This is a genomic window from Pseudomonas sp. B19125, assembly GCF_044218855.1.
GTDB classification, from domain to species: domain Bacteria; phylum Pseudomonadota; class Gammaproteobacteria; order Pseudomonadales; family Pseudomonadaceae; genus Aquipseudomonas; species Aquipseudomonas edaphica.
In genome coordinates this window covers 1382922-1407171 of sequence record NZ_CP162589.1, presented here as the reverse complement: position 1 = coordinate 1407171, position 24250 = coordinate 1382922, and the positions used below count along the sequence as shown (strand labels likewise).

General features: G+C 57.8%; 21 protein-coding genes and 2 tRNA genes. 1 reads left to right on the top strand and 22 read right to left on the bottom strand.

Annotated elements, in window-relative coordinates; all coding sequences use genetic code 11:
* Positions 1 to 22 precede the first annotated feature (22 nt).
* From AB4P96_RS06400 to rlmE, 16 genes are all read right to left on the bottom strand, one after another.
* A complete protein-coding gene (locus AB4P96_RS06400) occupies positions 23 to 622 on the bottom strand; it encodes a BON domain-containing protein (protein WP_017139246.1) in 600 nt (199 codons plus the stop codon).
* Between the two features lie 296 nt (positions 623 to 918).
* Complete coding sequence (pnp, locus tag AB4P96_RS06395; RefSeq protein WP_017139247.1) at positions 919 to 3024, bottom strand: polyribonucleotide nucleotidyltransferase; 2106 nt, start codon at positions 3022 to 3024, stop codon at positions 919 to 921.
* 195 nt (positions 3025 to 3219) lie between these two features.
* On the bottom strand, positions 3220 to 3489 hold the full coding sequence (rpsO, locus tag AB4P96_RS06390) for a 30S ribosomal protein S15 (protein WP_003177875.1): 270 nt from the start codon (positions 3487 to 3489) through the stop codon (positions 3220 to 3222).
* Between the two features lie 115 nt (positions 3490 to 3604).
* Complete coding sequence (gene truB, locus AB4P96_RS06385; RefSeq protein WP_017139248.1) at positions 3605 to 4522, bottom strand: tRNA pseudouridine(55) synthase TruB; 918 nt, start codon at positions 4520 to 4522, stop codon at positions 3605 to 3607.
* A 3-nt stretch (positions 4523 to 4525) separates the two neighbouring features.
* A complete protein-coding gene (rbfA, locus tag AB4P96_RS06380) occupies positions 4526 to 4921 on the bottom strand; it encodes a 30S ribosome-binding factor RbfA (protein ID WP_003176137.1) in 396 nt (131 codons plus the stop codon).
* A 159-nt stretch (positions 4922 to 5080) separates the two neighbouring features.
* Positions 5081 to 7600 (bottom strand): translation initiation factor IF-2, encoded by a 2520-nt coding sequence (infB, locus tag AB4P96_RS06375; protein WP_017139249.1) that lies wholly within the window; start codon positions 7598 to 7600, stop codon positions 5081 to 5083.
* Between the two features lie 27 nt (positions 7601 to 7627).
* Complete coding sequence (nusA, locus tag AB4P96_RS06370; protein WP_017139250.1) at positions 7628 to 9109, bottom strand: transcription termination factor NusA; 1482 nt, start codon at positions 9107 to 9109, stop codon at positions 7628 to 7630.
* A gap of 47 nt (positions 9110 to 9156) precedes the next feature.
* Positions 9157 to 9615: a ribosome maturation factor RimP gene (gene rimP, locus AB4P96_RS06365; protein ID WP_032865935.1), complete on the bottom strand. Its 459-nt coding sequence runs from the start codon at positions 9613 to 9615 to the stop codon at positions 9157 to 9159.
* Positions 9616 to 9755: 140 nt separating this feature from the next.
* Positions 9756 to 9832, bottom strand: a tRNA-Met gene (locus AB4P96_RS06360).
* 96 nt (positions 9833 to 9928) lie between these two features.
* Positions 9929 to 10014, bottom strand: a tRNA-Leu gene (locus AB4P96_RS06355).
* Positions 10015 to 10036: 22 nt separating this feature from the next.
* Positions 10037 to 10420, bottom strand: coding sequence for a preprotein translocase subunit SecG (gene secG, locus AB4P96_RS06350; RefSeq protein ID WP_010206600.1), 384 nt, complete (start codon positions 10418 to 10420; stop codon positions 10037 to 10039).
* 4 nt (positions 10421 to 10424) lie between these two features.
* On the bottom strand, positions 10425 to 11180 hold the full coding sequence (gene tpiA / locus AB4P96_RS06345) for a triose-phosphate isomerase (RefSeq protein ID WP_003194193.1): 756 nt from the start codon (positions 11178 to 11180) through the stop codon (positions 10425 to 10427).
* 66 nt (positions 11181 to 11246) lie between these two features.
* Positions 11247 to 12584, bottom strand: a complete 1338-nt coding sequence (gene glmM, locus AB4P96_RS06340; protein ID WP_017139252.1) for a phosphoglucosamine mutase — start codon at positions 12582 to 12584, stop codon at positions 11247 to 11249.
* A gap of 15 nt (positions 12585 to 12599) precedes the next feature.
* The gene (gene folP / locus AB4P96_RS06335) at positions 12600 to 13451 is read right to left on the bottom strand and encodes a dihydropteroate synthase (protein ID WP_017139253.1); all 852 of its coding nucleotides are present in this window, start codon (positions 13449 to 13451) and stop codon (positions 12600 to 12602) included.
* A gap of 8 nt (positions 13452 to 13459) precedes the next feature.
* The gene (gene ftsH, locus AB4P96_RS06330) at positions 13460 to 15370 is read right to left on the bottom strand and encodes an ATP-dependent zinc metalloprotease FtsH (RefSeq protein ID WP_032865933.1); all 1911 of its coding nucleotides are present in this window, start codon (positions 15368 to 15370) and stop codon (positions 13460 to 13462) included.
* Positions 15371 to 15570: 200 nt separating this feature from the next.
* On the bottom strand, positions 15571 to 16221 hold the full coding sequence (rlmE, locus tag AB4P96_RS06325; protein WP_017139255.1) for a 23S rRNA (uridine(2552)-2'-O)-methyltransferase RlmE: 651 nt from the start codon (positions 16219 to 16221) through the stop codon (positions 15571 to 15573).
* 105 nt (positions 16222 to 16326) lie between these two features.
* Between rlmE and AB4P96_RS06320 the strand changes: the two genes are divergently transcribed.
* Positions 16327 to 16635 carry a YhbY family RNA-binding protein gene (locus AB4P96_RS06320; RefSeq protein ID WP_017139256.1) on the top strand — a complete coding sequence of 103 codons (309 nt, stop codon included), beginning with the start codon at positions 16327 to 16329 and terminating at the stop codon, positions 16633 to 16635.
* Between the two features lie 8 nt (positions 16636 to 16643).
* Here the strand turns inward: AB4P96_RS06320 and AB4P96_RS06315 are convergent, their stop codons facing one another.
* The 6 genes from AB4P96_RS06315 to dnaJ all read right to left on the bottom strand — a co-directional run bounded on the left by AB4P96_RS06315 (position 16644) and on the right by dnaJ (position 24213).
* A complete protein-coding gene (locus tag AB4P96_RS06315) occupies positions 16644 to 17048 on the bottom strand; it encodes a hypothetical protein (protein WP_026013857.1) in 405 nt (134 codons plus the stop codon).
* A gap of 28 nt (positions 17049 to 17076) precedes the next feature.
* Positions 17077 to 17553 carry a transcription elongation factor GreA gene (gene greA, locus AB4P96_RS06310; protein WP_395600613.1) on the bottom strand — a complete coding sequence of 159 codons (477 nt, stop codon included), beginning with the start codon at positions 17551 to 17553 and terminating at the stop codon, positions 17077 to 17079.
* Positions 17550 to 20771 (bottom strand): carbamoyl-phosphate synthase large subunit, encoded by a 3222-nt coding sequence (carB, locus tag AB4P96_RS06305; RefSeq protein ID WP_017139259.1) that lies wholly within the window; start codon positions 20769 to 20771, stop codon positions 17550 to 17552. The genes greA and carB overlap by 4 nt, the downstream gene beginning before the upstream one ends.
* A 105-nt stretch (positions 20772 to 20876) precedes the next feature.
* Positions 20877 to 22013 (bottom strand): glutamine-hydrolyzing carbamoyl-phosphate synthase small subunit, encoded by a 1137-nt coding sequence (gene carA / locus AB4P96_RS06300; RefSeq protein WP_017139260.1) that lies wholly within the window; start codon positions 22011 to 22013, stop codon positions 20877 to 20879.
* Between the two features lie 258 nt (positions 22014 to 22271).
* Complete coding sequence (dapB, locus tag AB4P96_RS06295; protein ID WP_170038173.1) at positions 22272 to 23078, bottom strand: 4-hydroxy-tetrahydrodipicolinate reductase; 807 nt, start codon at positions 23076 to 23078, stop codon at positions 22272 to 22274.
* Positions 23079 to 23088: 10 nt separating this feature from the next.
* Positions 23089 to 24213, bottom strand: a complete 1125-nt coding sequence (dnaJ, locus tag AB4P96_RS06290; RefSeq protein WP_017139262.1) for a molecular chaperone DnaJ — start codon at positions 24211 to 24213, stop codon at positions 23089 to 23091.
* Positions 24214 to 24250: the final 37 nt, after the last annotated feature.

Sequence of the window (24250 nt, the reverse complement as noted above, 5' to 3'; positions counted from 1 at the left end):
AGCTCAGACGATTCTTTTAGCGTTACTGAACGGTCAGACCATCAGCCGATACAGATTTAACGCCTTTGATTTTCTTGGTGATCGCAACTGCGGTGTCTTTCTGAGACTGGGTCACAGCAGCAGTCGACGACAGCGACACTACACCGTGGTTGGTTTCGACTTTGATGTCGGTACCAGGAATGCCTTTCTCAGTAACCAGATCGGATTTCACTTTAGTGGTGATCCAGGTGTCCGAAGTGCTGGTCTTGGCTTTGTCGACGTTGTCGGCTTTAGCTACGCCGCCAGCCATCAGGCCGTCAGCAGAAACAGCGGTAACACCTTTGATTTTCTTGGTGATCGCTACAGCCGTGGCTTTCTGGGAATCAGAGATAGCGACGGTGGAGGACAGGGAAACCACGCCTTTGTTGGTTTCAACCTTGATGTCCGAACCAGGAATGCCTTTCTCGGTCAGCAGATCAGCTTTTACTTTGGTGGTGATCCAAGTGTCCGAAGTGGACTCTTTAGCCTTGGTCATTTCACCGGCCGCCAGGGTCATTGGGGCTTGGGAAGTCTGAGCAAAGGCTACGTTAGCACCCATGGCCAGAGTCAGAGCGGTAGCAGTAGCGAGAGCGAACTTCTTCATACGAGTAACTCCTGTTTTATTAAAAGTCTGCAGCGTGTAAACCTTGATGCTGCAGCGTTAACAGGGTTATTGCAGGCAGTGTGCCAAGTCGCGAAATCGGAATAACCCCTTTATAAACAACAACTTATAAAAACAGGCAATTTTCGAAATCGTGCAACTTGCATGAAGTCGATCGTGCCTGCATGCAAGTTGCGGCTTTTAGAGTTTACTAAGCGACTGATTTCCCGCTACTTTCCTGTGGGCATAAAAAAAGGACTCCGAAGAGTCCTCTTTTTCAGCGTAAAGCCTGCGGGTGATTAAACGCCCGAAGCCTTGGCTGCTGCTACGTCCTTGATGGACAGCTTGATACGGCCGCGGTTGTCCACGTCCAGTACCAGCACTTCCACTTCCTGGCCTTCTTTGAGAATGTCGGTCACTTTCTCAACGCGAGCGTCACTCAGCATGGAGATGTGCACCAGACCGTCTTTGCCCGGCAGGATGTTGACGAATGCGCCGAAGTCGACGATGCGCTCAACCTTACCCACGTAGATCTTGCCGATCTCGGCTTCAGCGGTGATGCCCAGAACGCGCTGACGTGCAGCTTCAGCAGCTTCCTTGGTTTCGCCGAAGATCTTGATCGAGCCGTCGTCTTCGATATCGATCGAAGCCTTGGTTTCTTCACAGATCGCACGGATGGTCGCGCCGCCTTTACCGATAACATCACGGATTTTGTCGGTGTCGATTTTCATCGCGATCATGGTCGGAGCATTTTCCGACAGTTCGGTGCGCGACTGACCAATGATCTGGTTCATCTGACCGAGGATGTTCAGGCGCGCTTCCAGGGCTTGGCCCAGGGCGATTTCCATGATTTCTTCGGTGATGCCTTTGATCTTGATGTCCATCTGCAGCGCGGTAACACCTTTGGCGGTACCGGCTACTTTGAAGTCCATGTCGCCCAGGTGGTCTTCGTCGCCCAGGATGTCGGTCAGGATGGCGAACTTCTCGCCTTCTTTAACCAAGCCCATGGCGATACCGGCAACCGGTGCCTTCATCGGTACACCAGCGTCCATCAGTGCCAGGGAAGCACCGCAAACGGAAGCCATGGAGCTGGAACCGTTGGACTCGGTGATTTCCGACACAACACGGATGGTGTACGGGAACACGTCAGCAGCAGGCAGCATCGCGGAGATCGAACGACGAGCCAGGCGGCCGTGACCGATTTCGCGACGACCAGCGCCCCCCATGCGACCACACTCGCCCACCGAGAACGGAGGGAAGTTGTAGTGCAGCATGAACGGGTCTTTTTTCTCGCCTTCCAGGGTGTCCAGCAGCTGTGCATCACGGGCAGTACCCAGTGTTGCAACGACCAGAGCCTGGGTTTCGCCACGGGTGAACAGCGCCGAACCGTGAGTCTTCGGCAGAACGCCGACTTCGATGTTCAGTGGGCGCACGGTGCGAGTGTCGCGACCGTCGATACGTGGCTTGCCGTTAACGATGTTTTCGCGAACGGTGCGGTATTCGATTTCACCGAAGGCCGCTTTGACTTCGCTGGAAGAAGGCTGGCCTTCTTCACCGGACAGCTTGGCTACAACCTGATCCTTCAGCTCGCCCAGGCGCGCGTAACGGTCGGCCTTGACGGTGATGGTGTAGGCGTCGGAGATGGCAGCACCGAACTCGGAGCGGATAGCGCCCAGCAGTTCAGTCGCTTCAGCCTGTGGAGCCCAGGCCCACGTTGGCTTGGCAGCTTCGGCAGCCAGTTCTTTAACGGCCTTGATCACGGACTGGAATTCGTCGTGAGCAAACAGTACAGCGCCCAGCATCTGGTCTTCGGTCAGCTCTTTGGCTTCCGATTCAACCATCAATACGGCTTCAGAGGTACCGGCAACGACCATGTCCAGGCTCGAAGCTTTCTGTTGCTCGTAAGTCGGGTTCAGCAGGTAGCCGGTGCTTTCATGGAAAGCAACGCGCGCAGCGCCAATCGGGCCATCGAAAGGAATGCCGGAGATGGCCAGGGCAGCCGAGGTACCGATCATCGCAGCGATGTCCGGATCGGTCTTCTTGCTGGTGGAAACGACGGTGCAGACAACCTGCACTTCGTTCATGAAGCCTTCTGGGAACAGCGGACGGATCGGACGGTCGATCAGTCGGGAAGTCAGGGTTTCTTTCTCGGAAGGACGGCCTTCACGCTTGAAGAAACCGCCAGGGATCTTACCGGCAGCGTAAGTCTTTTCCTGGTAGTGAACGGACAGAGGGAAAAAGCCTTTGCTCGGGTCTGCGGTCTTTGCGCCAACAACGGTCACCAATACGGTAACGTCGTCGTCAACGGTAACCAGCACTGCGCCGGAGGCTTGACGGGCGATACGGCCTGTCTCGAGGGTAACGGTCGACTGACCGAACTGGAATTTTTTGATAACCGGGTTCACGGTGTCCTACCTTCTTTGTGGCTCTTGGGGGAACTTGTCTTCTTGCGAAATTCTTGGGCAATGCCGGGAATCGGCCCGACGCTCGTCCAGGGTAAAACGTGTATCCAGATAAAACTTGAGGCTGGGAGCCTGCCATGGGCCAGCGGAAATCCCACTGACACACGGCAGACAACCAACCTCTAGCGCAATCGCTTATTAGCGACGCAGACCCAGGCGACCGATCAGAGTCTGATAACGACCCAGATCCTTGCCTTTCAGGTAGTCCAGCAGCTTACGGCGCTGGTTTACCATGCGGATCAGACCACGACGGGAGTGGTGGTCTTTACCGTTGGCCTTGAAGTGACCTTGCAGCTTGTTGATGTTGTGGGTCAGCAGTGCAACTTGCACTTCTGGCGAACCAGTGTCACCAACAGCTTGCTGATAGTCAGCAACGATTTGTGCTTTTTCTTGAACGTCGAGAGCCATGAGGCAATCCTTTTTTCAGGAAACCACCCAAAGGGCAGTTTCAACAGGCCAGGGACAAATCCCTGTATCTAAAAATGAGTGTTGACCGTGCCTGTTAACAGCCACACTCGTTCGGTCATTCTGACCGAATCAGTCGACGCGGCGCTATACGCCCGTCTTCGCTCACTTCACCGATACCGATAAAGCGACCGTTATGATCCTGTACCCGCACCATACCGAACTTCGGAGCGTCCGGGGCACGTACCGGCTGACCGTTTAGCCAGTAGAACGCGCTGTGCTCCGAGAAGTGCAGCAATGGCCAATCCAGCAAACCGCTGTCCGAGGGCATCAGGAAGCGATCAACCGCTTCATTGCCGCCTTCGGCATGTACCGCTTCCAACTCTTCCAGCGTGACCGTCTGGGCCAGGGTGAAAGGTCCGGCTTGAGTACGTCGCAGCTCTGCAACGTATGCACCACAGCCCAGTTGCTCACCGATATCTTCCACCAGTGTACGAATATAGGTGCCTTTGCTGCAGTCCACCGACAATCGTGCGGTGTCGCCTTCACTGGCGAGCAATTCAAGCCGCGCAATAGTAACAGAACGCGGTTCACGCTCCACTACTTCGCCCGCACGTGCCAGCTTGTAAAGAGGCTGGCCATCACGCTTGAGCGCCGAGTACATCGGCGGTATCTGACTGATTTGCCCACGAAAAGCGGGTAAAACGGCCTCGATATCAGCACGACCAACGGTCACGTCGCGAACCTGCAGAACATCACCTTCGGCATCGGCCGTGGTGGTGGTCTTGCCCAGTTGCATGAGGGTTTCGTAACCCTTGTCGGAATCGAGCAGGTATTGCGAGAACTTGGTGGCCTCGCCAAAGCACAACGGCAGTACACCGGTGGCCAATGGGTCGAGGCTGCCGGTGTGCCCGGCCTTCTCGGCATTGAGCAGCCAGCGAACCTTCTGCAGCGCGGCATTGGAGGTAAAGCCAATGGGCTTGTCGAGCAGAATGATGCCGCTGACGTTGCGACGGATACGTTTGACCTGAGCCACCGCTTACTCCTTGGCGTCTTCAGGTGTGGACGGGTGCTGGCTGTCTTCAGCCACAGCGCGCTCGATCAATGCCGACAGGTGCGCACCACGCACGACGCTTTCGTCGTAGTGGAAGTGCAACTGGGGAACACTGCGCAGCTTCATTTCACGGGCCAACTGCATGCGCAGGAAGCCTGCAGCCGAGTTGAGCACCTTGATGCTTTGCGCGATTTCTTCGCTGTTGTCCTGCCCCATCACGGTGATGAAGATCTTGGCGTGACCCACGTCACGGCTCACTTCAACGGCGGTGATGGTGACTAGGCCAACGCGCGGGTCTTTGACTTCGCGACGGATCAGTTGGGCCAGCTCACGCTGCATCTGATCGCCGATACGTTGGGTACGGCTGTATTCTTTTGCCATGTCTTGTTACCTGTTACTGCCACACGGTGAAACCCGTGGGGTCTGAAAGCGGCAAACGCCCGGCCTGACAAAAGCCAGACCGGGCGTTGCGTTTAGAGTCCGTACGCTGCGCGGGGCATTTGCATGCCCACACGCGGCGTGGCTCCGGAAGTGCGCGAGTTAGAGGCTGCGAGCAACCTGGACCTTCTCGTAGACTTCGATCTTGTCGCCAGCCTTGACGTCGTTGTAGCTCTTGACGCCGATACCGCATTCCATGCCGGCACGTACTTCGGAAGCGTCATCCTTGAAGCGGCGCAGGGATTCCAGCTCGCCTTCGAAGATAACGATGTCTTCACGCAGTACACGGATCGGACGGTTACGGTACACAGTACCTTCGATAACCATGCAACCGGCGATCGCACCGAATTTCGGCGAGCGGAACACGTCACGCACCTCGGCAACACCCAGGATGTTCTCCCGGACATCGCTGCCAAGCATGCCGGTAAGGGCTTTCTTGACGTCTTCGATGATGTCGTAGATGACGTTGTAGTAACGCATGTCCAGGCCTTCCTGCTCGACGATCTTGCGAGCGCCAGCATCGGCACGCACGTTGAAGCCGAACAGTACAGCGTTGGAAGCCAGTGCCAGGTTGGCGTCGGATTCGGTGATACCACCGACACCGCCACCCACAACGCGCACTTGCACTTCGTCGTTACCGAGGCCGTTCAAGGCGCCGTTCAACGCTTCGAGGGAGCCACGAACGTCAGATTTGAGGACGATGTTAAGCGTCTTCTTCTCTTCCTGGCCCATGTTCTCGAAGATGTTTTCCAGCTTGCCGGCGTGAGCACGGGCCAGCTTGACTTCGCGGAACTTGCCTTGACGGAACAGAGCCACTTCACGGGCTTTCTTCTCGTCGGCAACTACGCTCATCTCGTCGCCAGCGTCCGGGGTACCGTCCAGGCCGAGGATCTCGACCGGGATAGCCGGGCCGGCTTCCTTGATTGGCTTGCCGTTCTCGTCGAGCATGGCACGTACACGGCCGTAGTTCGAACCAACGAGCACCATGTCGCCTTGGCGCAGCGTACCGTCTTGAACCAGAACGGTCGCAACCGGGCCACGGCCCTTGTCCAGACGCGATTCAACCACAACACCACGACCAGGGGCCGATGGAGTAGCGGTCAACTCGAGTACTTCGGCTTGCAACAGAACAGCTTCGAGCAGTTCGTCAACGCCAGTACCCATTTTTGCGGATACCGACACGAATGGCGTCTCGCCACCCCACTCTTCAGAAGTCACGCCGTGAACCGACAGTTCGCTACGGATGCGATCGAGATCAGCGCCCGGCTTGTCGATTTTGTTCACTGCAACCACCAGCGGTACGCCAGCCGCTTTCGCGTGCTGAACGGCTTCGATGGTTTGCGGCATCACGCCGTCGTCCGCTGCAACTACCAGGATCACGATGTCGGTAGCCTTGGCACCACGGGCACGCATTGCGGTAAACGCAGCGTGACCAGGGGTGTCGAGGAAAGTCACCATGCCACGCTCGGTTTCAACGTGGTACGCGCCGATGTGCTGGGTAATGCCGCCGGCTTCGCCTGCAGCAACCTTGGCACGACGGATGTAGTCGAGCAGGGAAGTTTTACCGTGGTCAACGTGGCCCATTACGGTCACAACCGGTGCACGGGAAACAGCCTCACCTTCAAACTTCAGGGACTCAGCCAGGGAATCTTCCAGGGCGGTGTCGCTGACCAGGGTCACTTTGTGGCCCAGCTCTTCAGCAACCAACTGGGCAGTTTCCTGGTCCAGTACCTGGTTGATGGTGGCTGGAGTGCCCAGCTTGAACATGAACTTGATGATTTCAGCTGCCTTGACCGACATCTGCTGGGCGAGATCGCCAACAGTGATGGTCTCGCCGATCTTCACTTCACGCACGACAGGGCCGGTTGGGCTCTGGAAACCGTGGGCGTTGCGTTTTTTCAGCTTGGCCTTGCCGCGACCACCACGACGGAAGCCATCGCTTTCTTCGTCGGTAGTACGTGGGGCAACGCGTGGAGCAGGCGCTTTCTCTTTGACCGAAGCACGATGCGGAGCGTTTTTACGCTCACCATCGCCACCACCACCGCGACGATTGTTATCGTCGGCACGTGGTTTGTCCGGACGACGAGGTTCGTCGCGCTTGCGAGCGTCAGCTGCAGGAGCTGCGGCAACCGGGGCGGCCTCACGCACAGCTTCAACTGGCGCGCTAGGCGCAGCGGCTGCTTCAGTGGCAGCAGGTTGCGCAGCAGCAGGCTGGCGACGCGCTTCTTCTTCGGCGCGACGCTTGGCTTCTTCTTCAGCCTTCTGACGAGCAGCATTTTCTACTGCGCGACGTTCTTCCAGCTCGCGCTTGCGCTCGGCTTCGATTTCTTCCGGGCTGCGCTGTACGAAGACTTTCTTCTTGCGCACTTCAACGCTGATGCTTTTGCTACCAGCAACACGCAGGGTGCTGGTGGTTTTGCGCTGCAATGTAATCTTGCGCGGTTCTTCCACTTTCGCCTTGTGGCTGCTCTTCAAGTGAGTCAGCAAAGACTGCTTCTCACTATCGCTCACACCTTCATCGGCGGCGGTGTGCGGCAGACCTGCCTCACGCATCTGCTGCAACAGGCGCTCTACCGGTGTTTTGACCTCATCGGCCAGTTGTTTCACCGTGACTTGCGTCATGCACTTCTCTCCTCAGGCCGCGCCTAGTTACTCGAACCAATGGGCTCGGGCGGCCATGATCAACTTGCCGGCACGATCTTCGTCAATGCCGTCGATGTCGAGCAGATCGTCAATAGACTGCTCGGCCAGGTCTTCGCGGGTAATTACGCCGCGCACCGCCAGTTCCATCGCCAAATCCTTGTCCATACCCTCAAGCGAGAGCAGGTCTTCGGCCGGATGGGCGTCTGCCAGCTTTTCCTCAGTAGCGATGGCTTTAGTCAACAAGCGATCCTTGGCTCGAGCGCGAAGCTCGTTGACGGTGTCTTCGTCAAAGCCGTCGATGTTGAGCATTTCTTCCAACGGTACGTAGGCAATCTCTTCCAGGCTGGTGAAGCCTTCATCTACCAGCACCTGCGCCAGGTCTTCGTCGACTTCCAGCTCGTCGATGAAGTTGCGCAGGATGTCACCGGTTTCAGCTTGCTGCTTAGCCTGGATGTCCGATTCGGTCATCACGTTCAGGGTCCAGCCGGTCAGTTGGCTGGCCAGACGCACGTTCTGACCACCACGACCAATGGCCTGAGCCAGATTGTCTGCGCCAACGGCGATGTCCATTGCATGGGCATCTTCGTCAACGATAATTGCCGCCACTTCAGCTGGCGACATGGCGTTGATCACGAACTGCGCCGGGTTATCGTCCCACAGCACGATATCCACACGCTCACCGCCCAACTCGCCCGACACTGCCTGGACGCGCGAACCGCGCATACCAATGCAAGCGCCCTGCGGGTCGATGCGTTTGTCCTTGGAGCGGACCGCGATCTTGGCGCGCGAACCCGGGTCGCGAGACGCAGCCATGACTTCGATCAGGCCTTCGGCGATTTCCGGCACTTCGATGCGGAACAGTTCGATCAGCATTTCCGGCGCGGTACGCGACAGGATCAACTGAGGGCCGCGGTTCTCGGTGCGGATTTCCTTGAGCAGCGCACGCAGACGCACGCCGACACGGAAGGTTTCGCGAGAGATGATGTCTTCGCGGGCCAGCAACGCTTCAGCGTTGTTGCCCAGGTCAACGATCACATTGTCACGAGTAACTTTTTTCACGGTGCCGGAGATGATTTCACCCAGGCGCTCGCGATAAGCGTCAACGACTTGAGCGCGCTCAGCTTCGCGAACCTTCTGCACGATGACTTGCTTGGCAGTCTGTGCAGCAATACGGCCGAATTCGATCGACTCGATCTTTTCTTCGACGACATCACCGACCTGGGCGCCCGGATGCGTTTGCGCAACCTTGCTCGGCCAGGTTTCGATGGCCGGATCATCAAGATCGGCTTCTTCGACGACCGTCCAGCGACGGAAAGTCTCATAGGCACCGGTGTGGCGGTTGATTTCCACACGCAGATCAACTTCGTCTTCAAAACGCTTTTTGGTAGCAGTGGCCAGGGCCAGCTCCAGCGCTTCAAAAATCACGTTTGCCGGTACGCCCTTTTCATTGGATACCGACTCAACAACCAGCAGTACTTCTTTGCTCATCGTACGCCTCGCCTTTCGCAAGCCATTGGATCCGCGGGATCCGCGTCTCAGTCAAAACTGGGAATAATGTTGGCCTTGTCGATCATATCGATCGGCAACAGGAACTCATGGTCTTCTACCTGCACCACGACATCCTGTTCTTCTACACCGCGCAGAAGGCCCTGAAAGTTGCGTCGCCCTTCAAAGGGTGAGCGCAGCTTGATCTTCACTTGTTCACCGGCAAATTTTGCAAACTGATCAATAGTGAACAGTGGGCGTTCCATGCCTGGCGAGGAAACTTCGAGGGTGTATTCAACGGCGATTGGATCTTCAACATCCAGCACACCGCTGATCTGACGGCTGACAATGGCACAATCGTCCACCAGCACGCCGCCCTCTTTATCGATATAAACGCGCAACATTGAGTGGCGACCTTGAGCCGAAAACTCAATACCCCAGCATTCATAGCCTAGGGCCACGACCACCGGGGCCAGCAAGGCCTGCAACTCTTCTAGCTTGCTCGACACCTGAACCCCCTCGTGCATGTATGTGCATGCTGTGCAAAATAAAAAAATGGGCGAAACGCCCATCCTTGAAACGCCGTCGAACAGCGGCGTTGAAAGTGTCCAGCTAACAAAAAGCCCCTTAAAAGGGGCTCCGCTAAAACTGGTTGCGGGGGCCGGATTTGAACCGACGACCTTCGGGTTATGAGCCCGACGAGCTACCAGACTGCTCCACCCCGCGACAAAGCTGGGGCGGAAGTATACGACCGATCCCTTACAGGGTCAATGTAACCTTCCACCTACAAGAAAGCCCGCAACAGCGGGCTCTCCTGATAATTGGTACCGAGAAGGGGACTCGAACCCCTACACCCTATGGGCACAACCACCTCAAGGTTGCGTGTCTACCAATTCCACCACCTCGGCAATACAGCGTTTACAACCCTTCTTACTTCTGCTCTTGAGCTGGAGGTACGTCAGTCGCTGGAGTAGCCGACTTTTGCTCTTGAAGCACCGGGACATCATCAGAAGCCGGTTTTGCTTTTGGTACTTCCAAAACTGCTGGGTTTGGGAGACCTACCTGAGTCAGCACATGAGCTTTCTCTTTAGCAAAGTAACCTAACCCCAAGCTGGTTATGAAGAAACCGGCGGCAAGTATAGCAGTAAACTTACTAAGAAAGGTAGAGGAACCTTGGCTTCCGAACACAGTATTTGAAGCACCTGCACCGAAAGACGCACCAGCATCCGCACCTTTACCCTGTTGCAACAAAACCAGGGCAACTACGCCCAGGGCAGCCAACAGATGAAAAACGACCACGACTGTTTCCAGCATTTTTTCAGTTTCCCGCGGCGCGACAGATCGCACCGAACTCATCTGCATTCAGGGAAGCTCCACCAATGAGCCCCCCATCGATATCCGGCATGCCGAACAGTTCGACCGCATTGGCCGCCTTCACGCTGCCGCCGTATAGAAGCCGCACACCTTGCGCGACTTCAGAATTCTCTGCCGCTAACTGCGCGCGGATGGCTGCATGCACATCCTGCGCTTGTTGCGGTGTAGCAGTCAGCCCGGTGCCAATGGCCCAGACCGGCTCGTAAGCAATTACTGCCTTTGCAAATGCACCAACACCCAGCTCCTCGATGATGCTGCCCAGCTGACGCGAGACAACTTCAAGAGTCTTGCCCGATTCACGCTGCTCCAGGGTCTCCCCTATGCACAACACTGGAATCAAGCCACAAGCCTGTGCCGCTGCGAACTTGCGATTGAGTGTCCCATCACGCTCGCCCATCATCTGACGGCGCTCGGAGTGCCCGACAAGCACATAGGAACAACCCGCATCAACCAGCTGACTCGGTGAAATCTCACCGGTCAACGCACCTTGCATGGGTTCCACCGCAGAGTTCTGCGCGCCGACCTGAATCGACTTGCCTTTCAAACCATCAACCACCTGGTTGATATGCAAGCAAGGCGGGAAAACCGCAACATCAACACCGCTAGGCAAGGCCAAGTGACGAAGGCCATTGATCAGCTCAGCGACACTGGCGCGGGTACCGTGCATCTTCCAGTTACCAGCTACCATAGTGCGACGCATGCTGTACCTCGTCGGTCAAAGTGGGCGCAGATGTTACCCAACCACACCATCACTGGCAAGCCGAATTCAGGCGCAAATTTCAGTTACCAGTTTTGCCAGGTCTTCGGCGTGGCCGCGAACCTGTGTTTCGTCCTCGCCTTCGACCATGACACGCACCAGCGGCTCCGTGCCGGACTTGCGCAACAACACGCGGCCACGCCCAGCCATTGCAAGGGTCACACGCTCGCAGGCGTCTTTGACAGCAGGGTGCTCGATAGGGTTTTCGCCACCGGCAAAGCGCACATTCAGTAGAACCTGCGGGCACTTGCGCAGCGCCTGGCGCGCTTGAGCCAGACTCTCTTTGCGACGACGCAAGGACAGCAATACCTGCAGCGCAGCAATAATGGCATCGCCCGTGGTGGTGTGCTGGAAGCAAACCACATGCCCCGAGTTCTCTCCGCCCACCAGCCAGTTACGCTCCAGCAGCTCGGCGATGACATAGCGGTCACCGACATTGGCGCGTACAAACGGAATCCCAAGCTCGGCCAAGGCCAACTCAAGCCCGAGATTGCTCATCAGCGTGCCAACCACACCGCCTTGCAGCTTGTCACGCTCATGCAGGTCGCGGGCAATGATGAACAATAGCTCATCGCCATCAACCACCGCACCGGTGTGATCCACCATCAATACGCGGTCACCGTCGCCATCGAAGGCAATACCGAGGTCAGCGTGCTCGGCCAGGACAGCAGCCTGCAGCTGCTCCATATGCGTCGAGCCGCAGTTATCGTTGATGTTCAAACCATTTGGCTGGGCCGACAGCACCGTCACATCGGCACCCAGCTCCTTGAATACGCTGGGCGCCACTTTGTAGGTTGCACCGTGAGCACAGTCGACAACAATTTTGAGGCCGGCAAAGTTGGTGCTGGTCGGCACACTGCTCTTGCAGAACTCGATGTAACGGCCTGAGGCGTCATTGATACGCGAGACCTTGCCCAGCTTGCTGGACTCAACCACGGTCATCGGCGCGTCCAGCAACTCTTCGATCATCAGCTCGATCTCGTCCGGCAGCTTGGTGCCCTGGCCCGAGAAGAACTTGATGCCGTTGTCATCATGGGGATTGTGCGAGGCACTGATCACGATACCGGCTTCAGCGTGGAAGGTACGTGTCAGGTAAGCGATTGCCGGCGTCGGCATGGGCCCCAGCAGCATGACATCGGCGCCTGCGGCAGACAGCCCCGCCTCCAGCGCAGATTCGAACATGTAACCCGAGATGCGAGTGTCTTTGCCCACCAGGATGCGGCAAGCGCCCATGCTGCGGAACGCCATACCTGCGGCCCAGCCCAGCTTAAGCATAAAGTCAGGAGTAATCGGGAATTCGCCGACCCGACCACGAATACCGTCGGTGCCAAAATATTTTTTAGTCATAAGTGCTCCATCGTTCTATTCGGCTGATTCTACCGCGGCCAGCATGCGCACCACATCAACCGTCTCGGCGACATCATGCACCCGCAAAATACGCGCGCCCTTGGTCACGGCAAGTGCCGCCAACGCCAGGCCACCGTACAACCGCTCACCCACAGGGCGATTCAGGGCCAGCCCTATCATGCTCTTGCGCGACACGCCGACCAACAAGGGTCGACCAAGGGCGTGCAAAGCTTCCATATGCTTGAACAGGCTCAAGTTGTGTTGCAGGGTCTTGGCGAAGCCAAACCCGGGATCCAGGATAATCTTTTCGGCTGCGATGCCCACCTTGGCGCATTGAGTCATTCTTTGCGCAAGAAACCCACTCACCTCACCAACCAGATCATCGTAATGCGGGCTGTCCTGCATATTGCCGGGTTCTCCCAACATATGCATAAGGCACACCGGCAGTCCGGTTGCCGCCGCCGCATCCAGCGCGCCATCACGCTGAAGGGAGCGCACATCGTTGATCAGCCCCGCACCGAGGCGCGCTGTCTCGCGCATTACTGCGGGAGTCGAGGTGTCCACCGAGATAATCACATCCAGCTCACGGGCAATCCGCTCGACGATTGGCGCGACCCGCTCCAGCTCCTCCAAGGGAGAAACCACGCGAGCGCCCGGTCGAGTTGACTCACCACCGACATCAATCAAGGTCGCGCCAGCCGCCACCATCGCCTCGGCATGACGCAACGCGGCATCCTGCTGATTGAAGCGGCCGCCGTCAGAAAAAGAATCGGGGGTTACATTAAGAATGCCCATGACATGCGTATGGGCCAAATCAAGAACCCGGTTGCCGCAAGGCAACCGGGTGGAGGACAGCGCAGAAGTCATTTCAAACCTTAGTGGTCAGCTGCGGGGCCGCCGATTGGGGCTTCAGGACGTTCGTTCTGTACCACAGGCGGGGTGCCCGAGGTACCCGAACCACCTTCCCAATCACGAGGCTCACGCGGTGCGCGGCCCGCCATGATGTCGTCAATCTGATCGGCATCAATGGTTTCGTACTTCATCAGCGCATCAGCCATTGCATCGAGCTTGTCGCGGTTATCCGTCAGGATCTGCTTGGCCGTGCCGTAGCACTGGTCAATGATGCTGCGCACTTCGGAGTCGATCAGCTTGGCCGTCTCACCCGAGAAGCTGGCAGCTTGACCGCCGCCACCACGACCCAGGAACACTTCGCCTTCTTCCTCGGCATACATCAAAGGACCGAGTTTTTCCGACAACCCCCACTTGGTCACCATGTTCCGCGCAATCTGGCTGGCACGCATGATGTCGTTTGAAGCACCGGTGGTCACACCGTCGAAGCCAAGCGTCATCTCTTCAGCAATCCGGCCGCCATACAGAGAACAGATCTGGCTGATCAGCGCACGCTTGGAGAGACTGTAACGATCCTCTTCCGGCAGGAACATGGTCACACCCAGCGCACGGCCACGAGGAATGATCGACACTTTGTAGACCGGGTCGTGCTCAGGCACAACGCGACCAACAATGGCGTGACCGGCTTCGTGATAAGCGGTGTTCTGCTTCTCTTTCTCGGACATGACCATGGATTTGCGCTCGGCACCCATCATGATCTTGTCTTTGGCCAGTTCGAACTCTTTCATTTCCACAATGCGCTTGCCGGTACGGGCAGCGAACAACGAAGCCTCGTTGACCAGGTTGGCCAGGTCGGCACCGGAGAAGCCTGGCGTACCACGGGCAATCACGGCCGGAGCCACGTCGTCACCCATTGGCACTTTGCGCATGTGTACTTTCAGGATCTGTTCGCGACCACGAATATCCGGCAGCCCCACCACAACCTGACGGTCGAAACGGCCTGGACGCAGCAACGCTGGGTCGAGCACGTCGGGACGGTTAGTCGCGGCGATGACGATGATGCCGTCATTCATTTCAAAGCCGTCCATCTCAACCAGCAATTGGTTGAGGGTCTGCTCACGCTCATCGTGACCGCCACCCATGCCGGCGCCACGATGGCGACCCACGGCGTCGATTTCGTCGATGAAGATGATGCACGGTGCGTGCTTTTTGGCCTGTTCGAACATATCGCGAACACGGCTGGCACCAACACCGACGAACATCTCGACGAAGTCAGAACCGGAAATGGTGAAGAACGGCACCTTGGCTTCACCGGCAATCGCCTTGGCCAGCAAGGTTTTACCGGTACCCGGAGGACCGACCATCAGCACGCCGCGAGGAATGCGGCCGCCCAGGCGCTGGAACTTGCCCGGATCACGCAGGAACTCAACCAGCTCACCGACTTCTTCCTTGGCTTCATCACAACCTGCGACGTCAGCCAGGGTGGTTTTCACCTGATCTTCAGAGAGCAGGCGCGCCTTGCTCTTGCCGAAGCTCATCGGCCCGCCCTTGCCTCCCGCACCACCTTGCATCTGGCGCATGAAGAACATGAACACGGCGATAATCACCAGGATCGGGAAGCTCGCTACCAATAGCTGAGTCCAGATGCTCTGCTGTTCAGGCTGCTTGCCTTCAACCACTACATGGTTATCCACCAAGTCGCCGATCAGACCGTTGTCCTGGATTGCCGGACGAATGGTCTTGAAGCTGTCGCCATCGTTGCGCTTGCCGGTGATCACGTAGCCATCAACCGCTACGCGCTCGACCTTGCCATCCTTAACTTGCTGGATGAAGTCGGAATAGTTGAGGGTCTGCGGCTCGTTAGGGCTGGAGAAGTTGTTCATCACCGTCACCAGGACAGCCGCGATGATCAACCACAGGATCAGATTCTTTGCCATATCGTTCAATTAACTACCCTCTGAAGCAAGCTCCGCTACTGGCGCGCGCTTCGCATGATATTCACCGTCCTAACTTACTACATTACCTACAACTCTGGCAGGCGCCGTCTGTAACCCTTTGTGAAACTTTGACTACACAATATTCGTAAAGCTTCGTGACGAAAGCGATATAAAAAAACCTATCGCCCTCCTCGAATTCCTCAAAAACGCTCTTCGCTCTCCGCCCCTTCGACACCACGGAAGCCGCGGCACAGCAGGTATTGCTCGCGTGACCGGTCTCGCGAAGAGTCTGGTTTGCGCGTCTGTACCTTGTCGAACAATTTGCGAATGTTCTTGTGGTACTCGTCAAAACCTTCGCCCTGGAAGACTTTCACCAGGAAATCACCACCGGGACGCAAAACCCGACCCGCCAGATCCAGTGCCAACTCGCACAGGAACATGGCTCGCGGCATATCAACGGCCGGTAATCCACTCATATTGGGGGCCATGTCGGAAATCACAAGGTCTACCTGCGAATTTCCCACAGCCTCAAGGATCTCGGCCAACACCGTATCCTGGGTGAAGTCGCCGTGTACAAAGGTCACATCCGGGATGCTGTCCATCTCAAGGATGTCTGAAGCGATCAATCGACCTTGCCCACCAATCAGACGACTGGTCACTTGGGACCAGCCACCAGGGGCTGCGCCAAGGTCGATAACGCTCATGCCTGGACGAATCAATTTATCCTTGTCCTGGATCTCCAGCAGTTTGTAGCTGGCCCGGGAACGGTAGCCGTCCTTTTGCGCCTTTTTGACGTAAGGATCGTTGAAATGTTCTTGTAGCCACTTAAGGCTGGTTTTGGAACGGGCCACGGGCCACCTCGAAAATAAAACGGGTCGTGATTAACTGGGCGGTCCCGGACTCGCTCGGGTAAACTGGCCGCCGCTTTTTACAAGATCAGACGCAGGGGTCAGATTATGCCGCTCACTCAAGAGCAGAAGAAACAGTACAAATCCATTGGCCACCATCTGAAACCAGTTCTGATTGTGGCAGACAACGGTTTGACTGAAGGTGTGTTAGCCGAACTGGAACGCGCATTGGGCGATCATGAACTGATCAAGATCAAGGTCAACATCCTTGACCGCGAAGCGCGTTTGGCCGCCATTGCAGAACTGTGCAAGGTCGGCAAAGCGGACCTGGTACAGGTCATCGGCAAGATGGCACTGCTGTATCGCAAGAACTTCAGCGTCAACAAGCAGCTGTCGAACGTACACCGCTTCAAGTAATACAAGGGTCACGGGCGTGCTTCGCGCGCCCCGCCGCTCCATCCCGGTGCCGGCTGTATAACCAGCACCAGGCCGGAGAACCCTAGCACAAGATAGCTGAATAGCTGCCAGCGCAACGCTTGCGGCAGCCACACATGCACCACGCAAAACATTGCGCACGCATACAGCGCCATCAACAGCAGTTGGCCGCGAATATCCCGCCACAAGCTCCTCAAACCCTCGGTCTTGACCAGCACCAATGCCTGGAGCGTCACGCACGCCGCTGAAAAACCCACCAGCAGCGCACTCAGCATTCCGTTGAGCTCATCGATCAGCAGCGGTGCCAGGCCAATCAGGCCCAACACCGGCAGCACACCGATGTGCAACAACCATAGGCCACCCACCCAAAGCATCTGGGCGAGCTGCCAAAGCATGGCGCCCGCACGAAGCGGGCGCCGCCTTTCAGAGGTGACGAACTTCAACAATCTCGTACTCGGTAACGCCACCTGGCGTCTTAACGGTCACCACATCACCCTCTTCCTTGGCAATCAAGGCGCGGGCCAGTGGCGAACCGACGGAGATCTTGCCGAGCTTGAAGTCAGCCTCGTCCTCACCGACGATGTGGTAAACCACGCTTTCGTCCGTTTCGACGTTGGCGATTTCCACGGTGGTGCCGAAAATCACCTTGCCGGTTTTAGGAATGGTCGTTACGTCGATCACCACCGAGTTCTGCAGGCGGCCTTCGATATCACGGATCCGCGCCTCAACCATACCCTGCTGCTCTCGAGCAGCGTGGTATTCGGCGTTTTCCTTCAAGTCACCCAGCTCGCGGGCCGTACCGATGTCCTGGCTCAGCTTTGGACGGACGACCTTGGTCAGATGGGCGTGCTCCTCTTCCAGGGCCTTGAAGCCCTGGACGGTCATTGGGTATTTGGTCATGCCTTCAATCCTGCGTGTAGATCCTGCAAGCGACGCACGGTCTTTTCCGGACCGAACTTGAGCGCTTCGCAGATGGCTTCGCCAGCAGCAATGGTGGTGGTGCAGTAGATCTTGTGCTGCAAGGCATTACGACGAATGGAATAGGAGTCCGCGATCGACTGGCGACCTTCGGTGGTGTTGATGATCAGCGTGACTTCGTCATTCTTGATCATGTCGACCACGTGCGGACGGCCTTCCGTCACCTTGTTCACGCGACGTACTTTCAGGCCGGCAGCTTCGATCAGCTTGGCGGTCCCGGCAGTTGCCACGACTTCAAAGCCCAAGTTGATCAGATCACGGGCCACGCCTGCAACCAGTGGTTTGTCATCATCACGCACGCTGATAAACGCAGTACCGCCGGTCGGCAGCACTTCGCTGGCGCCCATCTGGGCCTTGGCGAATGCTTCACCGAAAGTGTCACCCACACCCATCACTTCACCGGTGGACTTCATCTCTGGGCCCAGGATCGGGTCCACACCAGGGAATTTGGCGAATGGGAACACCGCCTCTTTCACGCTGTAGAAGTTAGGAATGATTTCCTTGGTGAAGCCGATTTCCTTCAGGGTCTTACCCGCCATCACGCGGGCAGCGATCATGGCCAGGGACACACCGATGCACTTGGAAACAAATGGCACGGTACGCGAAGCACGCGGGTTCACTTCGATGACGTAGATGTCTTCGCCTTGCAGCGCCAACTGAACGTTCATCAGGCCGACCACGCCCAGTTCCAAGGCCATTTTCTTGACCTGTTCGCGCATCTCGTCCTGGATGTGCGCTGGCAGCGAGTACGGCGGCAGCGAGCAAGCGGAGTCACCGGAGTGAACGCCAGCCTGTTCGATGTGCTGCATGATCGCGCCGATGACTACGTCGGTACCGTCGCACACCGCATCCACGTCCATTTCGATGGCGCAGTTGAGGAAGTGGTCCAGCAGCACCGGGCTGTCGTTCGACACTTTCACCGCATCACGCAGGTAGCGCTTGAGTTCTTCTTCTTCGTAGACGATTTCCATCGCCCGGCCGCCCAATACGTAGGACGGACGCACCACCAGCGGGTAGCCAATCTTGCTGGCGGCGCGGATGGCTTCGTCTTCGCTGCGCACGGTGGCGTTTGGCGGCTGACGCAGGTTCAGGCGCTCGACCATTTGCTGGAAGCGCTCACGGTCTTCGGCACGGTCGATGGCGTCAGGGCTGGTGCCGATGATCGGCACGCCGGCCGCTTCCAGGGCACGCGCCAGCTTCAGCGGGGTTTGGCCGCCGTACTGCACGATCACGCCTTTCGGCTTCTCGACGCGGCAGATTTCCAGCACGTCTTCCAGGGTTACCGGCTCAAAGTACAGACGGTCGGAAGTGTCGTAGTCAGTCGAAACAGTTTCCGGGTTGCAGTTGACCATGATGGTCTCGTACCCGTCTTCGCGCAGCGCGAGGGCGGCGTGTACGCAGCAGTAGTCGAACTCGATACCCTGGCCAATACGGTTCGGACCGCCGCCCAGGATAATGATCTTGTCGCGGCCCGACGGCGCGGCCTCGCACTCTTCCTCGTAAGTGGAGTACAGGTACGCGGTGTCGGTGGCGAACTCGGCCGCGCAGGTATCAACGCGCTTGTAGACCGGGAAGATTTCCAGCTTGTGGCGGTGGGTGCGCAGGTTCTTCTCGGTCACACCCAGCAGCTTGGCCAGACGCTGATCGGAGAAACCTTTGCGCTTGAGGCGGAACATCAGGTCGCGGTCGATAGAGGACAGACCGAGGGTCTTGACCTTCTCTTCTTCCTTGATCAGATCTTCGATCTGCACCAGGAACCACGGATCGATCATGTTCATGCCGAAGATCTGTTCGACGGTCATACCCGCGCGGAAAGCATCGGCCACGTACCAGATACGCTCGGCGCCCGGCACGGTCAGCTCGCGCTTGAGCACGCTCATGCTTTCCGGGTTGCTCAGGTCGAGCTTTTCATCCAGGCCGCAAACACCCACTTCCAGGCCGCGCAGGGCTTTCTGCAGGGATTCCTGGAAGGTCCGGCCGATGGCCATTACTTCGCCAACCGACTTCATCTGAGTGGTCAGGCGTGCGTCGGCCTTGGCGAACTTCTCGAAGGCAAAGCGCGGCAGCTTGGTCACGACGTAGTCGATGGACGGCTCGAAAGACGCCGGCGTAGCGCCGCCCGTGATTTCGTTTTGCAGCTCGTCCAAGGTGTAACCGATCGCCAACTTGGCGGCGATGCGCGCAATCGGGAAGCCGGTCGCTTTCGAAGCCAGTGCCGAAGAACGCGACACACGCGGGTTCATCTCGATCACGACCATACGACCGGTGTCCGGGCAGATACCGAACTGAACGTTGGAACCGCCGGTTTCAACGCCGATCTCACGCAGTACCGCCAACGAGGCGTTACGCATGATCTGGTATTCCTTGTCCGTCAGGGTCTGCGCCGGAGCAACGGTGATCGAGTCGCCGGTGTGCACGCCCATCGGGTCGAAGTTTTCGATGGAGCAGACGATGATGCAGTTGTCCTTTTTGTCGCGGACAACCTCCATCTCGTACTCTTTCCAGCCGATCAGGGATTCGTCGATCAGCAGCTCTTTGGTCGGCGACAGGTCCAGGCCACGGGCGCAGATTTCTTCGAACTCTTCACGGTTGTAAGCAATACCGCCACCGGTGCCGCCCATGGTGAAGGACGGACGAATGATGCACGGGAAGCCCAGCTTTTCGAGAACCGCGTTGGCCTCTTCCATGCTGTGGGCAATACCGGAGCGCGGACAGTCAAGGCCGATGGACTTCATGGCCTTGTCGAAACGCGAACGGTCTTCAGCCTTGTCGATGGTGTCGGCGTTGGCGCCAATCATCTCTACGCCGAACTTCTCCAGAACGCCTTCGCGCTCCAGGTCCAGGGCGCAGTTGAGTGCGGTCTGGCCACCCATGGTCGGCAGCAGCGCGTCGGGACGCTCTTTTTCGATGATCTTGGCAACGGTCTGCCACTTGATCGGTTCGATGTAAGTGGCGTCGGCCATGTCCGGGTCGGTCATGATGGTGGCCGGGTTGGAGTTCACCAGGATGACGCGGTAACCCTCTTCGCGCAGGGCTTTACAGGCCTGGGCGCCGGAGTAGTCGAATTCGCAAGCCTGGCCGATCACGATCGGGCCAGCGCCGAGAATCAGGATGCTTTTTATGTCTGTACGTTTTGGCATGGGTTTGTCACTCAAATCCGCAGGTCAGTCGGCAAGCCGTCTTGAACAATCGTTGAAGAGCCTGCGGGGGCCACCGAGGTTCGGGGCCGCCCGCAGGCCTCTCAGTCAGCGTCGCTTGGCCATCTCATTGATGAAACGGTCGAACAGCGGCGCTACGTCGTTCGGGCCAGGGCTGGCTTCAGGGTGGCCCTGGAAGCTGAACGCGCTCTTGTCGGTGCGCTCGATGCCTTGCAAGGAGCCGTCGAACAGCGACTTGTGAATGGCGCGAACGTTGCTCGGCAAGGTTGCTTCATCCACCGCAAAACCGTGGTTCTGGCTGGTGATCATCACAACGCCGGTGTCCAGGTCTTGTACCGGGTGGTTGGCACCGTGGTGGCCGTGGCCCATTTTCAGGGTCTTGGCGCCGGACGCCAGGGCCAGCAGCTGGTGACCGAGGCAGATACCGAATACCGGAATCTCGGTTTCCAGCACGTCCTTGATGGCCTGGATGGCGTAGTCGCATGGCTCAGGGTCACCCGGGCCGTTGGACAGGAACACGCCGTCCGGTTGCAGGGCCAGCACATCGCTCGCAGGCGTTTGCGCCGGCACCACGGTCACGCGGCAGCCGCGCTCAACCAGCATGCGCAGGATGTTGTACTTCACGCCGTAGTCGTAGGCCACAACATGGTATGGCAGCTCGCTGGCGTCGATGGTCGCGTGACTGTCGGTCTTCAAGTCCCAGACAGTGGAGCGCCACTCGTACTTCTCTTTGACGCTGACAACTTTCGCCAGGTCCATGCCCTTCAGGCCAGGGAAGCCTTGGGCAGCGGCAATCGCCGCCTCTTCGGAGATATTGTCACCGACCATGATGCAGCCGTTCTGCGAGCCTTTTTCACGCAGGATGCGTGTAAGGCGACGCGTATCGATACCGGCGATCGCCACAACATTGTTGGCTTTCAAGTAATCGGACAGCGACATCGTGTTACGCCAGTTGCTCGCAACCAGTGGCAGATCACGAATGACCAGACCGGCCGACCAGACACGATCAGACTCAACGTCTTCCGGCGTTGTACCGGTGTTGCCGATGTGCGGATAGGTCAGGGTAACGATTTGCTGGGCGTAGGAAGGATCGGTAAGGATTTCCTGATAGCCGGTCATGGCAGTGTTAAACACTACCTCTCCAACGGTTTGACCGTCGGCTCCAATGGCTTCGCCGCGAAAAATGCTGCCATCAGCAAGGGCGAGTATGGCTGGCTTAGTCAAGAAGACCTCCCGTAAATAAAGCCTGAAAGGGCGATCGCAGGTTGTAAAAAAGCGGAGTGACGTATGGACACGTCACCCCGCTTCTTCACTGAATTATTCTGCGCGCTTTTAGTGGACACACTAAAGCTGTAGCTTACAGAAAAAGGCTTTTTTGGTCCACCGCTAATGAGCCTTAAAGGCAGGGGAATGCGACAGGACGTCGCCTAGCGGGTAAAAACGGGGCCTAAGCATAAGCTTGAGGCCCGGTTTTGGCTACTCTTAGTGCAGATCCAGCACGTCGCGCATGTCATACAGACCAGGCTCACGACCTTCCAGCCAGAGCGCCGCACGCACCGCACCCTTGGCAAATGTCATGCGGCTGGAGGCTTTGTGCGTGATCTCCAGGCGCTCGCCTTCACTTGCAAACAGCACGGTGTGATCACCCACCACATCACCACCGCGCACAGTGGCAAAGCCGATGGTGTCATGGGCACGCGCACCGGTATGGCCTTCACGCCCGTAAACAGCGACTTTAGACAGGTCGCGCCCCAGGGCATCGGCAATCGCCTCACCCATGCGCAGCGCAGTACCCGACGGTGCATCGATCTTGTGGCGATGGTGGGTCTCGATGATCTCGATATCCGCCTCATCACCCAACACGCGCGCGGCCAGGTCCAGCAACTTGAGCGACAGGTTCACGCCGACGCTGAAGTTGGCGGCGAAGACGATCGGAATATCCTTGCCCGCCTCCACCAGCAACTGCTTCTGCTCGGCATTCAAGCCTGTGGTGCCGATGACCATGGCCTTGCCCGTCTTGCGGCAGAACGCCAGGTTTTTCAGCATCACTTCCGGCAAGGTGAAGTCGATCAGCACATCAAACTCGTCAGCCACCTGCTCCAGGTTGCCCGACAACGAAACGCCGATGCGACCCAGCGAAGCCAGCTCACCGGCGTCCGCACCGATCAGCGTGCTGCCAGGGCGAACAATCGCCGCCGTCAGCCCGGAGGCCGGCGAGCGCTGCTGCACCGCCTCGACCAAGGTCTTGCCCATGCGCCCAGCAGCGCCCATTACGGCTATACGTCGCATATTCACGTCCTTACAAGTCGCCGAAGAAGCGCTTAACGCCATCGAAGAAGCCGGTGGTTTTCGGCGAATGGGAGTCATCGCCTTCCAACGAGCTGCGGAACTCTTCAAGCAGTTCGCGTTGACGGCGACCCAGATTGACCGGCGTTTCCACCGCCACACGGCACATCAAGTCGCCAGCACCGCCACCGCGCACCGGCGCAACGCCTTTGCCACGGATACGGAACTGCTTGCCGGTCTGTGTGCCTTCCGGGATCTTGAGCTTGACCCGACCATCAAGGGTTGGAATTTCCAGCTCGCCGCCCAATGCCGCGTCGACAAAGCTGATCGGCACCTCGCAGAACAGGTGTTTGCCATCACGCTGGAAGATCGAGTGCTCACGCACATTGATCACCACGTACAGGTCGCCCGTCGGGCCACCTTGAGTGCCCGCCTCGCCTTCGCCAGACAGGCGAATACGGTCACCGGTATCAACACCCGCCGGCACTTTCACCGAAAGGGTCTTGTACTCTTCGACACGACCTTCGCCGTGGCAGGAGTCGCACGGATCGGAAATGATCTTGCCCTGGCCATGGCAGCGCGGGCAGGTCTGCTGCACCGAGAAGAAGCCCTGCTGCATGCGCACCTGGCCAATACCGCCACAGGTCGGACAGGTAATCGGCGAGGACCCCTTCTTGGCCCCCGAACCGTCGCACGGCTTGCAATTGACCAGTGTCGGCACACGGATATTGACCGTGGTACCGCGCACAGCCTCTTCCAGGTTCAGCTCCAGCGTGTAACGCAAGTCACTGCCACGCTGGGCACCGCCGCGCTGACCGCCACGGCCGCCACCAAAGAAGTCGCTGAACACGTCGCCGAAAATATCGGAGAAGTTCTGACCACCAAAACCGGCACCGCCGCCACCCATACTCGGGTCGACACCGGCATGGCCATACTGGTCGTAGGCCGCGCGTTTACTGGAATCAGACAAGCATTCGTAGGCCTCATTGGCCTCTTTGAACATCTCTTCGGATTCTTTGCTATCCGGATTACGGTCCGGGTGGTGCTTCATCGCCAGGCGACGGTAAGCCTTTTTCAGGTCCGCCTCGCTGGAGCCGCGCTCCACACCCAACACTTCGTAATAGTCACGCTTTGCCATAAGTCTTTGCACTCTTAAGGACGTTCAGCCCGGCCCT